The sequence below is a fragment of the Mycobacterium sp. genome (genome assembly GCF_032159765.1).
GTDB lineage: Bacteria > Actinomycetota > Actinomycetes > Mycobacteriales > Mycobacteriaceae > Mycobacterium.
This window is the reverse complement of sequence record NZ_JAVHWM010000080.1, coordinates 1-14,849: the sequence shown is the minus strand read 5'-3', so window position 1 is coordinate 14,849 and position 14,849 is coordinate 1. Positions and strand designations below refer to the sequence as shown.

Below are 14,849 nucleotides of genomic sequence, written 5' to 3'. Positions count from 1 at the left end.
CGTACCAGACCGTTCGCGAACAGCGACTGGTAACGCCCGCGGACCTCGCGTCGCGCGGTGAACAACAGCACGCCCGCCGTGAGCCGGTCCAACCGGTGCGCCGGGGCCAGTTCCGCCAACCCCAGTTCTCGACGCAGCCGCACGAGCGCAGTCTGCGCGACATGACTGCCGCGCGGCATCGTCGCGAGAAAGTGCGGCTTGTCGACGACGACGATGTTGTCGTCGCGGTACAGAATCGGGATATCGAACGGCACCGGCACCTCGTCGGGAAGCTCGCGGTAGAGATATACCAGAGCTCCGGCGGAACGGACGCTGTCGGCATCCAGCACGGCACCGTCGGCGTCAACCACCTGTCCCTCAAGCACTTTCGCGACCCCAGCCGAACCGAACCGGTCACCGAACTCGTCGACCACAGACCCTCCGCGTAGCCGCAGCCGGGCGGGGCCGAGCCCGTCGCGCACAGGGAGTGGCACGGGTCTCAATTGAGCGGCACCGGTTCCAGAATCTCGGCGCGGGCCTCGGGCGCGGCCTGGCGCAGAGCATCGGCGGATTCGTCGTCGGGCTGCTGCTGCGACTTCACCTCTGCGGCCACCCGCGCGACGTAGATGTCGACCTCCCGCTGAATGTCGGCTTGGCTCCAGCCCAGGATGGGGGCCACCACCTCGGCGACCTCGCGGGCGCACGCGACCCCGCGGTGCGGGTATTCGATCGAGATCCGCATCCGGCGGGCCATGATGTCCTCGAGGTGCAGCGCGCCCTCGGCCGCCACCGCATAGACCGCCTCCACCTTCAGGTACACCGGCGCCTCGGTGATCGCAGATAAGAGGTCAGGCTTGACCACGCCTTTCTCGAAGGCCATGGCCAGCACCTCGCCGATCAGCGATCCGTATCTGTCCAGCAGATGGCGCACCCGGTATGGATGCAACCCGTAATAGGCGCCGACGCGTTCGGCCTGGTTGACCAGCGCGAAGTACCCGTCGGCTCCGAGCAGCGGCACCTTTTCGGTGATCGACGGGGCCACCCGGGCGGGGATGAATTCGCTGGCCGCGTCGATCGCGTCCTCGCCCATCACGCGGTAGGTCGTGTACTTGCCGCCCGCGATCGCCACCAGCCCAGGCGCCGGCGTTGCGACCGCGTGTTCGCGGGAGAGCTTGGACGTCTCCTCGCTCTCGCCCTCCAGAAGCGGGCGCAGGCCGGCGTAGACACCGTCGATGTCGTCGTGGGTCAGCGGCGTGGCGAGCACCCTGTTGACTTCGCCGAGGATGTAGTCGATGTCGGCCTTCGTGGCCGCGGGGTGAGCCAGGTCGAGGCGCCAGTCGGTGTCGGTGGTGCCGATGATCCAGTGCGTGCCCCATGGGATCACGAACAGCACCGATTTCTCCGTGCGCAGGATGATCGCGACCTCGCTGACGATCCGGTCACGCGGCACGACGATGTGCACGCCCTTGGACGCCCTGACCCGGAACCGGCCACGCTGGCGCGACAATGCCTGGATCTCGTCGGTCCACACCCCGGTGGCGTTGACGACGACGTGCCCGCGCACCTCGGTGACCTCACCGTTCTCCGAGTCGCGCACCCGCACGCCGATCACCCGATCGCCCTCGCGCAGAAGCGCGACCACCTGGGTGGAGGACCGGACCACCGCTCCGTAGTGCGCCGCGGTGCGCGCGACCGTCATCGTGTGCCGGGCGTCGTCGACCACGGTGTCGTAGTAGCGGATGCCGCCTATCAGCGAGCTGCGCTTCAGTCCGGGCGCCAACCGCAGCGCGCCGGCCTTGAGGAAATGTTTTTGCGCCGGAAGGGATTTCGCTCCGCCGAGCTGGTCGTAGAGGAAGATGCCGGCGGCCACGTAGGGCCGCTCCCACCACCGGTTGGTGAGAGGGAACAGGAACGGCAGGGGCCTGACCAGATGCGGGGCCAGGGTGGTCAGTGACAGCTCGCGTTCATGCAACGCCTCGCGCACCAGCCCGAACTCCAGCTGCTCGAGGTAGCGCAAGCCGCCGTGGAACATCTTGCTGCTGCGACTCGACGTCCCCGACGCGAAGTCGCGGGCCTCGACGAGGGCCACCTTCAGCCCGCGGGTGGCCGCGTCCAGCGCGGCTCCCGCGCCCACCACGCCGCCGCCGATCACGACCACGTCGAACTGCTCAGAACCTAGCCGCTCCCAGGCAACCGCCCTCTGACGCGGACCCAGGAACGTCTGCCCGTTGCCCGGGGCGGGGGCAGCCTCGATCACCAATGCTCCTTAGTTACTCGTCGGTATTGACCAGGCTAGAGCGTCGCGCTCAGGACTCGCTTCCCCAGGACTCCCGCCCAGACTGCTGGGAGATCGCATTTTGGCTGCGTAACGCGATCTCACAGCAGTCTCGACGTAGTGAGCAAGCCCCCATGTCACTCGAGGTCGTCGTGCGCGATCAGGCGGCGAGCCGCTTCGATGATCGACCCAGACAGCGACGGGTAGACGGACAGTGTCTGGGCCAGATCTGTGACTGTGAGGTCGTTCTGCACGGCCATCGCGATCGGCAGGATCAGCTCCGATGCGATCGGCGCCACCACGACTCCGCCGATCACGACGCCGGTCGCCGGCCTGCAGAAGATCTTGACGAACCCGCGCCGCAGCAGCGACATCTTCGCCCTGGCATTGGTGGTGAGAGGCAGCATCAGCGCGCGCGCAGGCACCGTGCCGTCGTCGATCTTGGTCTGCGGGACACCGACGGCGGCGATCTCCGGGCGGGTGAACGTGGCCGACGCCACAGTGCGCAGACGGATCGGTGTCACGCCCTCGCCCAACGCGTGATACATCGCGATGCGGCCCTGCATCGCGGCCACCGACGCCAGCGGGAGCAGTCCCGTGCAGTCGCCGGCCGCATAGATGCCGGACGCCGAGGTCCGCGAAACCCGGTCCACTGGAATGTAATTGCCCGGGCCGAGCTCGATGCCCACCTTCTCCAGCCCGAGCCCGGACGTGTTGGGCACCGATCCGACCGTCATCAACGCGTGGCTGCCCTCGACGACGCGGCCGTCGACCATCTTCACCACCACACCGCTGTCGCTGCGGGTCACGGCGTCGGCGCGGGCGTTCTTGATCAGCGACACCCCGCGTTCGGCGAATACCTCCTCCAGCACCGCGGCCGCGTCGGAGTCCTCATGCGGCAGGATCTGGTCGCGGCTGGCGACCACGGTCACCTTGACGCCGAGCTCGGTGTAGGCGTTGCAGAATTCCGCGCCGGTGACGCCTGAGCCCACGATGATGAGGTGTTCTGGCAGGTCAGCCAGGTCGTAGAGCTGCCGCCAGTTGAGGATCCGCTCGCCGTCGGGCACCGCCCCTGGCAGCACACGCGGACTCGCCCCCGTGGCGATCAGCACCACATCGGTCTTCAGCACGCCGACCTGGCCGCCGGGTGTGGTCACCTTCACCCGGTGATGCGCCATCCCGGCAAGGTCGTCGCACAGCTCGCCGCGGCCCGCGACGACGTTGACGCCCACGCGCAGCAGCTGACTGCCGATGTCGGCCGATTGCGACCGGGCCAGCGTCTTGACGCGGTTGTGGATCTGGGCCAGCGAGATCTTGGCGTCCTCGATCGCGATGTCGAAACCCAGGCCGTTGGCGCGGCGCAGCTCGGTGCGCACGCCGGTCGAGGCGATCAGGGTCTTGGACGGCACGCAGTCATACAGCACGCATGCGCCGCCGATTCCGTCGGAGTCGACGAGCGTGACCTGGACGGACTGGGCGGCCGCCACCAGGGCGGCTTCGTAGCCTGCCGGCCCTCCACCGATGATCACCACTCGGTTCACCACGCCGCCAACGGTAGTCAAGGCAGGCAATCAGCGCCCAAGTTGGCCGCCTAGTTGCAGCGCGAGGATCTACGCTTTCCCCGTGCCGCTCTACGCCGCGTACGGGTCGAACATGCATCCCGAGCAGATGCTGCAGCGAGCACCCCACTCGCCGATGGCCGGAACGGGCTGGCTGCCCGGCTGGCGGCTGACGTTCGGCGGCGAGGACATCGGCTGGGAAGGCGCGCTGGCCACGATCGTCCAGGATCCCGCGTCGAAGGTGTTCGTCGTCCTCTACGACATGACGAAGGAAGACGAGAAGAACCTCGACCGCTGGGAAGGCTCAGAGCTGGGGATTCACAAGAAGATTCGCTGCCGCGTCGAGCGCCTGAGCTCCGACACCACCATCGACCCCGTGTTGGCCTGGCTGTACGTCGTCGACGCGTGGGAGGGTGGAATACCGTCGGCCCGGTACCTCGGCGTGATGGCCGAAGCGGCCGAAATTGCCGGTGCGCCAGCAGATTACGTACACCGTCTGCGAACGCGCCCGTCGCGCAACATCGGCCCGGGGCACGGCGACTGAGGCGCCGCCATCCCCGCGTGGGATGCTACGAATGTGAAAGTTGTTGTTCACGACTACTCGGGGCATCCGGGCCAGGTGCATCTGAGCCGTGAACTCGCCCGTCGTGGACACGTCGTCGAGCACCAGTTCTGTGCGTCCTACACGACGGGGCGGGGCGCAACCGCGAAGCGCGACGACGATCCGGGCACCTTCTCCGTCCGCGCGCTGACGCTGTCCGCGGAGTTCCAGCGGTACAACCCGCTCATCCGCGTCGTCCAAGAGCTCCAGTACGCGTGGGTCGCCGCGCGTGCCCTGCTCGCGGCTCGCCCCGACGTGGTGATCCTGTCGAACATCCCACTGTTGGGGATGCTGCCGGTCACTTGGGCGTTGCGGCTCCGCCGTGTGCCCTATGTGCACTGGTGGCAAGACGTGTACAGCGACGCGATCAACACCGTCGCGCGGAGGCGCCTCGGTTGGCTCGGCGCGCTGATCGGCGGCCTCGCCCAGCGGATCGAGCGCCAGATCGTCCGCCGGGCGGCAAAGGTCGTCGCGATCGCCGATGCGTTCCTCGAGCAGCTGGACCAGTGGCGGATCGACCGCAACCACGCCAAGGTGATCCCGAACTGGGGCGCTATCGATGAGATGACCGTCCGCCCGCGCGACAACGACTGGGCGCGAGCGCACGGAGTGGCCGACGCGCAGGTGGTGATGTACTCGGGCACGCTCGGGCTCAAGCACGACCCCGCGGTGATCGCCAGGCTCGCCGACAACGCACCCGACGGCACCCGCGTCGTCGTCGTCTCGCAGGGCCGCGGCCGTGAGTGGCTGGAGTCCGAGGCGTCCTCGCCTGGCCTGATGCTTCTCGACTACCAGCCATACGAGCAGCTGCCCGACGTGCTGGCCAGCGCAGACGTTCTGCTCGTGGTGCTGGAGAGCGACGCCAGCCGCTACTCGGTGCCGTCCAAGGTGCTCAATTACCTGTGCGCGGGACGGCCTGTGCTGGCGCTGCTGCCGCCGGACAACGCCGTCGCCGAGATGGTCACCGCAGCCGGCGCCGGCGTCGTCGTCGACCCGAAAGACACCGAAGGCACCGACGCCGCGGTCGCGCGGTTGCTTGGCGACGCCTCCGAGCGGGCACGTATGGGCGCAGCGGCGCGCCGATATGCGGAAGACACATTTGACGTTGGCCGTATTGGCGAACTTTTTGAGTCAGTACTTATCGATGTCTATGATCGGAAAGCTCGCGTCGAGCAAACACGCTATCGCGGCAACAGCTACCTGGATGCCCGCGAGGCAGGGAGGACCGGCAGTGAGTAGTTCCCGAGGAAGCGTCCTCATCGGAGGCGCCGGCGGATTCATCGGCGGCCACCTGGCCAGCACACTCGTCGAGAAGGGCTTCGCGGTTCGCGCCGCTGACGTCAAGCCCCTCGACGACTGGTACCAGGTTCCCGAAGGCGTCGATGCCGTACAGCTTGACCTGGCCAAACTCGACCACGCGCAGGAAGCGGTGCGCGGCGTCGACACGGTGTACATGCTGGCCGCCGACATGGGCGGCATGGGCTTCATCGAGACCCATAAAGCCGACTGCATGCTGTCGGTACTCATCAGCACCCATATGCTGCTGGCCGCCAGGGATGCGGGCGTCGGGCGCTATTTCTATTCGAGCTCAGCATGCGTTTATGCCGCCGACAAGCAAACGGATGCCGATGTCACCGCGCTGGTCGAAGCCGACGCGTATCCGGCCATGCCGGAAGACGGCTACGGCTGGGAGAAACTGTTCTCCGAGCGCATGTGCAGGCATTTCTTAGAGGACTTCGGACTGCAGACGCGCGTCGCGCGCTACCACAACGTGTACGGCCCCATCGGCAGCTTTGAGGGCGGCCGGGAAAAAGCGCCCGCGGCGCTGTGCCGCAAGATCGCGCAGGCGGCGCTGTCCGGTGAGCACGAGATCGAGATCTGGGGCGACGGCGAGCAGACCCGCAGCTTCATGTACGTCGACGACTGCGTCGAGGGCACGATGCGCGTGACCGCCGGCGACAGCCCCGAGCCGGTCAACGTCGGCAGCTCGGAGCTGGTGAGCATCAACCAGATGGTCGGCATCATCGAGCAGATCGCCGGCATCACGGTCAAGCGCAACTACAACCTCGACGCCCCCAAGGGTGTGCGGGGCCGCAACAGCGACAACACGATGATCACCGAGATCTACGGCTGGGAGCCGTCGATCCGCCTCGCCGACGGCCTGGAGCGCACCTACAAGTGGATCTACGACCAGCTGGCCGCCCGCAAGCCGGCACGGGCGGTCAGCTGATCCGACGGGCGGCCCTTAGCCCTTCTTGGCGAGCAGTCCCTCGATATTGGCGACGCCGTTCTTGTTGAATACTGGGAGACATCGGCTTTCACGCGGCTTTGGCCGGATGCCTTTGTGCGGTGGTCGAATTGGGCGAGGACCCTGACGGCAAAGGGAAACAGTTAGCAGAGGGCGGCGGCCTGTTCGACAGTATTCACTAACACCCGCACGCCGATACCCAGCGCGCGTTCGTCGAGATCGAACGTCGGCTGATGCAGATCCAGCTGCGGACCGCGGCCTGACCAGACTCCCAAGCGCGCCATGGCACCCGGCACTTCCTCGAGGTACCACGAGAAGTCCTCGCCGCCTCCCGACTGGCGCGTGTCGGCCAGCGCGTCGGGCGAGATCTCCTCGATCGCGCGGGTGAGGATGCGCGTCGCCACCTCCTCGTTGACCACCGGCGGCACCCCGCGGTAGTACTGCACCGAATGCTCGATGTTCAGCGGCGCCAACAACGACGTGACGATCTCGCGCACAAGCTCTTCCAAGGAAAGCCACGTGGTGTGGCTCGCGGTGCGGATCGTCCCGGACAGTGTCCCGGCCTGCGGGATCGCATTGGCCGCCACTCCGGCGTTCACCGCGCCCCACACCATCACGGTGCTATTGCGCGGGTCGATGCGCCGCGACAGCACACCGGGAAGCCCGGTGATCACAGTGCCGAGGCCGTACACCAGGTCCCCGGTCAGGTGCGGCCGCGACGTGTGCCCGCCTGACGACTGCAGCGTGATCTGGATCGAATCGGCGGCCGACGTGATCGGGCCAACCGCGACGGCAACCCTGCCGACCTCCAGCCGAGGGTCGCAGTGCAGGGCGAAGATCCGCGACACCCCCGTCAGAACGCCGGCCGCGATCGCGTCGATGGCGCCGCCGGGCATCAGCTCTTCGGCGGGCTGGAAGATCAGCCGCACCCCCACCGGAAGCTCCGGCTCGCTGGCCAACGCCAACGCGGCGCCCAGCAGCAAGGCGGTGTGCGCGTCGTGGCCGCACGCGTGGGCGACGCCGGGCGTCACCGACGCGTACGGCGCCCCGGTCCGCTCGCTCATCGGGAGCGCGTCCATGTCGGCGCGCAGCGCGATCATCGGCATGTCCTCGGGTCCCAGATCGCACGTGAGCCCGGTGCCCGATGGAAACACCTTGGGGTTGAGGCCGGCGTCACTCAGATGCGACGCGACGAACTGCGTGGTGGCGAACTCCTGGCGGCCCAGCTCGGGGTTGGCGTGGATGTGACGGCGCCAGGCGACGAGATCGTCGTAGTGGTCGGAAAGCCAGGACTCGGCTGCTTCGGTGAGGCTCACGAGACTCGCCTCGCAAGCACCCGTTGGCGCTCCGATGGCGTCTCCGCGAGACGAATCACTGTGCGCGCCATCATGATCGAGCCGTCGATCACCGCGTTGTCCGCGCTTTCCGTCACGGCGGCGGCGGTGAACTCCGGCTGGTGCAACGCCGCGCCGCCCGCCTCGACACCGACCATCGGATGGATGCCGGGCAATGCCTGGGTCACGTTGCCCATGTCGGTACTACCGAGGCGCAGACCACTTTCCAGCTCTTCGGCCACCGGGTTGCGTCCGCGCCGGTTCATCTCGTCACGAAAGACGTTCGCCAGCCACGGGTCCGACCGCAGCGCGTCGTAGGCGGGCAGGCTCTCGTCGATGGCGCATTCGCAGCCGGTGGCCAGCGCGCCGGCGCGGAAGCAGTCGAAGAGCCGGGACTTGACGTTGTCCAGCGACGCCTTGTCCAGTGCCCGCATCCCGTAGCGCATCGACGCGGTCCCGGGGATGACATTGTTGGCGCGGCCGCCGTCGGTGATGATTCCATGCACTTGCTGCCCCGGTGCGAGATGCTGACGCAGCAGGCCGATCGAAACCTGAGCGACGGTGGCGGCGTCACCGGCGTTGCGTCCGAGATGCGGGGCTATCGACGCGTGCGACTCGTGGCCGCGGTAGTTCACCGCAACATCCGCCATGGCCAGCGACTGCGTGCCGGCGATGTCGATCGTTGACGGGTGCACCATCACCGCCGCGCAGATGTCGTCAAACACGTTCGCGTTGAGCAACAACACTTTTCCGCCGCCGTCTTCCTCGGCGGGAGTCCCGATCAGCACGACGGTCAGCCCGAGGTCGTCGGCAACCTCAGCCAACGCGAGCGCCGCGCCCACCGCGGATGCGGCGATGATGTTGTGGCCGCAGGCATGTCCGATGTCCGGCAACGCGTCATATTCAGCAAACACCGCGACCACGAGATCGCCGCTGCCGTACTCGGCGCGGAAAGCGGTCTGCAGGCCGCCTGGCGCCGCGGTGATCGCGAACCCCCGCTCGGCAACCAGCTGTTGAGTCTTGGCGCAGCTGCGGTACTCGGCGAACGCCAGTTCCGGTTCGGCGTGGATGTCGTGGGACAGCGCGATCAGATCGTTGCGACGGCGCAGCACGACGTCGTCTGCCAGGTCCGCCAACGATTCCGCCGCACCACGGCGGGGCGTCGACGAACTGGGAGGCATCATCGCAGTATCGCATTGCGGGCTAAGCTTCCTGTCCGTGGTGCGCGACGACGTTGCAGAGCGGGCCGCCACAGCGATCGCCGAGCACACCGGTGTCAGCAGTCATGACGTCGCCGTCGTGCTCGGTTCCGGGTGGGCGCCTGCCACCGAGGCGTGGGGGAAGCCGGCCGCGACGATGGACATGGCGCAGCTACCGGGTTTCGCACCCCCGTCCGCCGAGGGGCATCGGGGCCAGATGCTGTCAATCCCTGCCGGGGACAAGCGAATCCTCGTGCTGCTGGGCCGGATTCACGCTTACGAAGGATACGAGCTGCGCGACGTCGTTCATCCGGTGCGGGCCGCGGCCGCCGCAGGCGTACGCACGGTGATCCTGACGAACGCGGCAGGTGCACTCAGCGAGCGATACCCGGTGGGGCAGCCCGCGCTGATCTCCGACCACCTCAACCTGACCGGCCGGTCACCGCTCGTCGGGCCGCAGTTCGTGGACATGGTCGACGCGTATTCGCCCCGGCTTCGCGCGCTTGCAGTGGCCATCGATCCGGCGCTGCAAGAGGGCGTCTACGCCGGCATGGCCGGGCCCCAGTACGAAACCCCAGCCGAGGTCAGGATGCTGCGGACGCTGGGGGCCGACCTCGTGGGCATGTCGACGGTGCACGAGGCGATCGCCGCCCGCGCGGCGGGGCTGGAAGTGCTGGGCCTGTCGCTGGTCACCAACCTGGCGGCCGGAATCACGGGGCAGGCGATCAGCCACGACGAGGTACTGGCGGCCGGGCGTCAGTCCGCCACCGCGATGGGTTCTCTGCTGTCGCGCATCGCCGAGGCGCTCTGACGACGCTCCAGCCGCAGGAAAAAGCGCGCCAGCAGCGGAGCGGTGAACAACATCAGAAGTACCCGAATCACCTGTGCCGCAACGACGAACGTGACGTTTGACCCCGTCTCGGCGGCGGCGGCCAGCACGGCGTAGATGCCGCCGGGGCTGGTGGCGAGGTACCCGTCCAGCGCGCTGATCCCGCTCGCCTTTGCCAGCACGACGCCCAGGCCGGCCGCCGCGACGTTGAGCGCGAGGATCAGCCCGACGACGGTGGGCAGGATCCTGGCGATCGCGCGCAGCGCATCGCGGGTGAACGCGAGCCCGGCCTGCCATCCGATGAGCATGTAGCCGGCCTGCACCAGGATCACCGGAACGGCCACACCGAGCGACAGTCCCGTCAGCTCCAACACGATCGTGATCGCCATCGGGCCGAGCAGACCGGCGCCGGGCATCTTCACCATGCGTCCCGCGGCGGCCCCCGCGGCCACCAGCACTGCGATCAACGGAACGCTGAAATACCAAGCGAGTGAGCCATTTTCGACTTCACGGCTGCCGTGCGACGACGTCGACGCGTGATACACGAGCGTCACCACCACCGGCATGGACGAGGTGATCAACGCGACCCGCAGGTATTGCACGACCGCGACGACCCGGTCGTCGCCGCCCAGCTCACGTGCGATCGCGACCAATCCGGACGCGCCGCCGGCCACCAGCGCGAGGGCACCCGTGAGCGGGCTCACGTCGCGGTGCATGCCGAGCACCGCGCCGCCCGCGACGGAGACCAACAGCGTCCCGATCGCGACGGCCAGCACCACCGGCCAGTGCGTACCGAGCGCGCCCAACGACTCGCGGTGCACCATCGTGCCGACGTAGACGCCCAGAACGCCCTGTGCGGCAAGTCCCATGGGCCGGGGAACCCCTCGTGGTGCGAACCGCGCGAGGGCGAAGGCGATGCCGACGACGAGCGCGGCGAACAATGCGGCTGAGGGGACGCCGAGCATGGTCACGGGCACAGTCACACCGACCGTTGCAGCGAAAAGCACGGCCCACCTGACCATAAATACAAGTATGCCCTTGGCACATTCTGCCAATCAACCCACTTTGACCGCAAAGATTGCTAAGGTAGCGCTTGCTTATGACCATGCCCGATGCCGCGACCGAGCTCCGCGAGGCGATGATGGCGCTGACCCGCCAGCTCCGCCGGCACCGCCCTGACCATGGGTTGACGCTGAGCCAGCTGGAGGTGCTCGGCGACGTCAGCCGCACCGGCGTCAGCACACCTGCGGAGATGGCGGGCCGAATGAACGTCAGGGTGCAGTCGCTGACCGACAGCATCAACGACCTGGTGGCGCGCGGCCTGGTGTCACGGCGGCCGGACACCGCCGACCGGCGACGCCAGTTCGTCGAGATCACTGCGGACGGCGTCGCCCTTCTCGATCGCGACCGCGCTGAGCGCGACGCCTGGCTCGAGGGCGCGATGCGGGACCGGTTGACCGACCTGGAGCGCGACCTTCTGATGCTGGTGGCGCCGATCCTGCGCAAGCTCGCGTGACTCCCGAGGAGTGGATCGCCCACGATCCTGATCCGGCCTGCGCGGCGGAGCTGTCTGCGTGCACGCCCGACGAGCTTGCTGCGCGGTTCGGATCCTCGCTGACGTTCGGCACGGCGGGGCTGCGCGGGCCGATGCGGGCGGGTCCCTCGGGCATGAACCTGGCGGTGGTCCTCCGGACAACCTGGGCGCTGGGCCGGGTGTTGAAACACAGCGCCGGTGGATCCCACGTGTTCGTCGGCTACGACGCCAGGCACGGTTCCGCTGGGTTCGCCGCGGCGACCGCCGAAGTGCTTGCGGCTGAAGGTTTCTCCGTGACATTGTTCTCCTCTCCGCTGCCGACGCCGGTGCTGGCCTTCGCCGTACGGCAGAGCGGGGCGCTGGCCGGGGTGCAGATCACCGCGTCGCACAATCCGCCAGCGGACAACGGCTACAAGGTGTACATCGAAGGCGGATCGCAGCTGGTGCCGCCGGTCGACAGGGAGATCGAATCGGCGATCGCCGCGGCGCCGTACGCCGACGAAATTCCGCGCGTGCCCGTCACACCCTCAGATCAAACGGAGGTCGTCGAGCTGTACCTCGCGCGCGCGGCTGCTTTGCGCAGCGGTAGCGGCACCGTGCGCGTAGCCCTGACTCCTCTGCACGGCGTCGGCGGCGCGCTCGCCGTCGAGGCCCTGCACCGCGCAGGCTTCACCGATGTACACACCGTCACGAGTCAATTCGCCCCCAACCCCGACTTCCCAACCGTGGCTTTCCCGAACCCGGAGGAACCGGGCGCGGCCGACGCGTTGCTGGATCTGGCCGCACGCGTCGACGCCGACATCGCGGTCGCGCTGGACCCCGATGCCGACCGGTGCGCGATCGGAATCCCGACGAGTGGCCGGTGGCGCATGCTGTCTGGCGACGAAACTGGTTGGCTTCTCGGGGATTACATCCTTTCTCGACCGGCAGCCGCAGCCCGCACCGTCGCTACCACAGTGGTGTCGTCGCGGATGCTCTCCGCGATCGCCGAGGACCACCACGCCCACCACGTCGAAACGTTGACCGGGTTCAAGTGGCTCGCCCGCGCCGCCGGAGACGACTTGGTGTACGCCTACGAAGAGGCGATCGGATATTGCGTCGACCCCGCGGCGGTCCGCGACAAGGACGGCATCAGCGCCGCTGTGTTGTGCTGCGACCTGCTGGCCGCGGCCAAGGCGGCGGGCTCAGGCATCCCTGACCTCCTCGACGGCCTCGCCCGGCGCCACGGCGTGCACCTGCCGATGCCTGTCACCGCGCGAACAGACGAGGCCGCAGCGGTGATGGCGCGGGTTCGCGCCGACCCGCCCGGGACACTGGCCGGGTTCGCTGTCGTCGCCACCGAGCGCGCCGATGTCGTGATCCTGAGCGGGGGCGACGACCAGGTACGGGTCCGCGTGGCGATGCGGCCATCGGGCACCGAGCCAAAAATCAAGGCTTACATCGAGATCAGCCTGCCTGCCGACGATGACGTGGCCGCTGCCCGACGTTTCGCGTACGACACGTGCGACACCGTCAGGCGTGACGTGGTCACACTCCTGCAGGACCGCCGGTGAGTTTGCTACGTTGGAGTTGGTGAGTGTGCACAGGAACCCGATGGTCGCGCGTGTGAAGACGGCGGCCAAGCTGCGATTCCCCCGCCTCTACGAAGCGCTCAAGGCGCAGCGCCCGGCGACGCGCAAACGCAAGAAGCATCTGGACGCGCGCACCGCCGCGGCCACCGATATCTACGCCGGCGCGGGCTGGCGCTGCCCCGAGTCGAAACCCGGTGGCGGGTCCACGCTGGCTGCCACCGCGGAGTTGCGTGCCGAATTGCCACGAGTACTAAGCGACTTGGATGTGCAGGTACTCATTGACGCGCCGTGCGGAGATTTCAACTGGATGCAATACGTCGACCTTCCGGTGGAGCAGTACATCGGCGGCGAGATCGTGCCGCAGTGGGTCGAACGCCTCAACAACACCTACGCGGTGGCGAACAGGCGGTTCATCGTGCTGGACGTCACCGCCGATGACTTGCCGGCGGCCGACGCACTGTTCTGCCGCGACCTGCTGCTGCATCTGTCGTACGACGACATCAAGCGGGTCCGCGAAAACTTCAAGCGGTCGGACTGCACCTACCTGATCACCTCGAATTACCCGAACGTGAAGGTCAACTTCGACATTCTCACCGGCGAGGTTCGGCCGATGAACCTGTTGCTTCCGCCGTTCAAGTGGCCCGAGCCGCAGCGCTGGATCAACGACAGAGCCGAGGAGTTCATGGACCGGCGGATGGGCGTCTGGCACCGCGACCAGTTCTGACCCGATCCCTAACTTTCTGCGCCGAGGCTGTAACTGCCGCGCACTCTTCTCGAACTTTTCCGAGTGGAATACAGTTTCGGCGCGCAGGGAACTAGCGCGGGCCGAACTGCCGGTCGCCAGCATCGCCCAATCCCGGCACGATGTAGGCGATCTCATTGAGCCCGTCGTCGACGGTGGCGGTGAACAGTCGCATCTCGGGTGCGACGCGTTCCAGAGCGGCGATGCCTTCCGGTGCGACGACAACGCAGACCGCCGTGATGTCGTCGGCATTGCGCGCCTGAAGCAGCCCGACGGTGTGCACCATCGACCCGCCGGTCGCGAGCATCGGGTCCAGGACCATCACCGGCTGTCCGGACAGGTCGTCGGGCAGGGACTCCAAATACGGTGTGGGCAAATGGGTTTGCTCGTCGCGGGCCACCCCGACGAAACCGACCTGCGCCTCGGGGATCAGCTCGTGCGCCTGGTCCACCATGCCGAGGCCGGCCCGCAGCACCGGCACGAGCAGGGGCGGGTTGGCCAGCCGGCAGCCGGTGGTGTCGGCCAGCGGCGTGCGCACGGGAATCTCCTCGCGCGCTGCGTCACGGGTGGCTTCATAGACGAGCATCAGCGTCAGGTCGCGCAGCGCGGTCCGGAACGCGGCGTTGTCCGTGCGCTCGTCGCGCAGGGTGGTCAGCCGGGCTGCGGCCAGTGGGTGGTCGATGACACGGACATCCATGGCCCAGAACACTAATCGCGACGACGGTAAATACTCGCGGAACCGCGCGAGCGCGACGCTGCGTCCAACGTCGCATGCACGCCGATACCGACGCGATCCGCGCCTATGGGAAAACCCACGCCGACATGAGCACCGACCTGCGCGCCGTGGCCGCACGTGTCGACGGTGACGTCGCGCCGATGGTGGTCGCCGCATTCGGCCCGGTGGGTGCGCGGTTCGCCGCGGCACTCGCCGAGGGCGTGGAGGGGCTCGCGCGGCGGGTCGCGGCGATCGCCGAGGAC

At 67.8% G+C, this 14,849-nt stretch carries 15 protein-coding genes; 8 read left to right on the top strand and 7 right to left on the bottom strand.

Annotated features, from left to right (window positions below; all coding sequences use genetic code 11):
• From QOH60_RS09075 to QOH60_RS09065, 3 genes are all read right to left on the bottom strand, one after another.
• Window positions 1-482 (bottom strand): pseudouridine synthase (locus QOH60_RS09075; RefSeq protein WP_526419319.1); only part of this gene is annotated, 482 nt, incomplete at its 3' end.
• Window positions 479-2,236: a glycerol-3-phosphate dehydrogenase/oxidase gene (locus QOH60_RS09070; protein ID WP_526419317.1), complete on the bottom strand. Its 1,758-nt coding sequence runs from the start codon at window positions 2,234-2,236 to the stop codon at window positions 479-481. The genes QOH60_RS09070 and QOH60_RS09075, both read right to left, overlap by 4 nt.
• Window positions 2,237-2,391: 155 nt before the next feature.
• Complete coding sequence (locus QOH60_RS09065; RefSeq protein ID WP_526419315.1) at window positions 2,392-3,798, bottom strand: NAD(P)H-quinone dehydrogenase; 1,407 nt, start codon at window positions 3,796-3,798, stop codon at window positions 2,392-2,394.
• 79 nt (window positions 3,799-3,877) lie between these two features.
• Between QOH60_RS09065 and QOH60_RS09060 the strand changes: the two genes are divergently transcribed.
• The 3 genes from QOH60_RS09060 to QOH60_RS09050 are packed head-to-tail and all read left to right on the top strand — an operon-like array spanning window position 3,878 to window position 6,644.
• Complete coding sequence (locus QOH60_RS09060) at window positions 3,878-4,357, top strand: gamma-glutamylcyclotransferase family protein (protein WP_526419313.1); 480 nt, start codon at window positions 3,878-3,880, stop codon at window positions 4,355-4,357.
• A gap of 33 nt (window positions 4,358-4,390) precedes the next feature.
• Window positions 4,391-5,653: a glycosyltransferase family 4 protein gene (locus QOH60_RS09055; protein ID WP_526419311.1), complete on the top strand. Its 1,263-nt coding sequence runs from the start codon at window positions 4,391-4,393 to the stop codon at window positions 5,651-5,653.
• Window positions 5,646-6,644 carry an NAD-dependent epimerase/dehydratase family protein gene (locus QOH60_RS09050; RefSeq protein ID WP_526419309.1) on the top strand — a complete coding sequence of 333 codons (999 nt, stop codon included), beginning with the start codon at window positions 5,646-5,648 and terminating at the stop codon, window positions 6,642-6,644. The genes QOH60_RS09055 and QOH60_RS09050 overlap by 8 nt, the downstream gene beginning before the upstream one ends.
• A 161-nt stretch (window positions 6,645-6,805) precedes the next feature.
• Here QOH60_RS09050 and QOH60_RS09045 read toward each other — a convergent pair whose 3' ends face one another.
• Together QOH60_RS09045 and QOH60_RS09040 are read right to left on the bottom strand one after the other, a co-directional pair.
• Window positions 6,806-7,978: an amidohydrolase gene (locus QOH60_RS09045; RefSeq protein WP_526419307.1), complete on the bottom strand. Its 1,173-nt coding sequence runs from the start codon at window positions 7,976-7,978 to the stop codon at window positions 6,806-6,808.
• Window positions 7,975-9,177, bottom strand: a complete 1,203-nt coding sequence (locus tag QOH60_RS09040) for a M20 family metallopeptidase (protein ID WP_526419305.1) — start codon at window positions 9,175-9,177, stop codon at window positions 7,975-7,977. The genes QOH60_RS09045 and QOH60_RS09040 overlap by 4 nt, the downstream gene beginning before the upstream one ends.
• Before the next feature lie 37 nt (window positions 9,178-9,214).
• On the opposite strand from QOH60_RS09040, the gene QOH60_RS09035 reads away from it, so the two are divergent.
• Window positions 9,215-10,006 (top strand): purine-nucleoside phosphorylase, encoded by a 792-nt coding sequence (locus QOH60_RS09035; RefSeq protein ID WP_526419303.1) that lies wholly within the window; start codon window positions 9,215-9,217, stop codon window positions 10,004-10,006.
• On the opposite strand, the gene QOH60_RS09030 is transcribed toward QOH60_RS09035, so the two are convergent.
• Window positions 9,952-11,046 carry an AbrB family protein gene (locus QOH60_RS09030; RefSeq protein WP_526419301.1) on the bottom strand — a complete coding sequence of 365 codons (1,095 nt, stop codon included), beginning with the start codon at window positions 11,044-11,046 and terminating at the stop codon, window positions 9,952-9,954. The two genes, QOH60_RS09035 and QOH60_RS09030, sit on opposite strands and share 55 nt — an antisense overlap.
• Window positions 11,047-11,123: 77 nt before the next feature.
• Here QOH60_RS09030 and QOH60_RS09025 point away from each other — a divergent pair, with 77 nt between their 5' ends.
• Genes QOH60_RS09025 through QOH60_RS09015 form a run of 3 tightly spaced genes read left to right on the top strand, consistent with a single transcriptional unit; the run spans window position 11,124 to window position 13,853 of the window.
• The gene (locus QOH60_RS09025) at window positions 11,124-11,540 is read left to right on the top strand and encodes a MarR family winged helix-turn-helix transcriptional regulator (protein WP_526419299.1); all 417 of its coding nucleotides are present in this window, start codon (window positions 11,124-11,126) and stop codon (window positions 11,538-11,540) included.
• Window positions 11,537-13,111 (top strand): phospho-sugar mutase, encoded by a 1,575-nt coding sequence (locus QOH60_RS09020; RefSeq protein ID WP_526419297.1) that lies wholly within the window; start codon window positions 11,537-11,539, stop codon window positions 13,109-13,111. Before QOH60_RS09025 ends, QOH60_RS09020 begins: the two co-directional genes overlap by 4 nt.
• Window positions 13,112-13,130: 19 nt before the next feature.
• Entirely contained in the window at window positions 13,131-13,853 is a 723-nt protein-coding gene (locus QOH60_RS09015) for a hypothetical protein (protein ID WP_526419294.1), read from the top strand.
• Between the two features lie 91 nt (window positions 13,854-13,944).
• On the opposite strand, the gene upp is transcribed toward QOH60_RS09015, so the two are convergent.
• The gene (gene upp / locus QOH60_RS09010; RefSeq protein ID WP_526419292.1) at window positions 13,945-14,568 is read right to left on the bottom strand and encodes a uracil phosphoribosyltransferase; all 624 of its coding nucleotides are present in this window, start codon (window positions 14,566-14,568) and stop codon (window positions 13,945-13,947) included.
• Window positions 14,569-14,642: 74 nt separating this feature from the next.
• Here upp and QOH60_RS09005 point away from each other — a divergent pair.
• Window positions 14,643-14,849: hypothetical protein (locus tag QOH60_RS09005; RefSeq protein ID WP_526419290.1), on the top strand; the 207-nt coding region annotated here is incomplete at its 3' end.

Coding starts and splice junctions, on each gene's coding strand:
- QOH60_RS09025 (WP_526419299.1), top strand. CDS start 11,124: ATGACCATGCCCGATGCCGCGACCGAGCTCCGCGAGGCGATGATGGCG.
- QOH60_RS09040 (WP_526419305.1), bottom strand. CDS start 9,177: ATGCCTCCCAGTTCGTCGACGCCCCGCCGTGGTGCGGCGGAATCGTTG.
- QOH60_RS09030 (WP_526419301.1), bottom strand. CDS start 11,046: ATGGTCAGGTGGGCCGTGCTTTTCGCTGCAACGGTCGGTGTGACTGTG.
- upp (WP_526419292.1), bottom strand. CDS start 14,568: ATGGATGTCCGTGTCATCGACCACCCACTGGCCGCAGCCCGGCTGACC.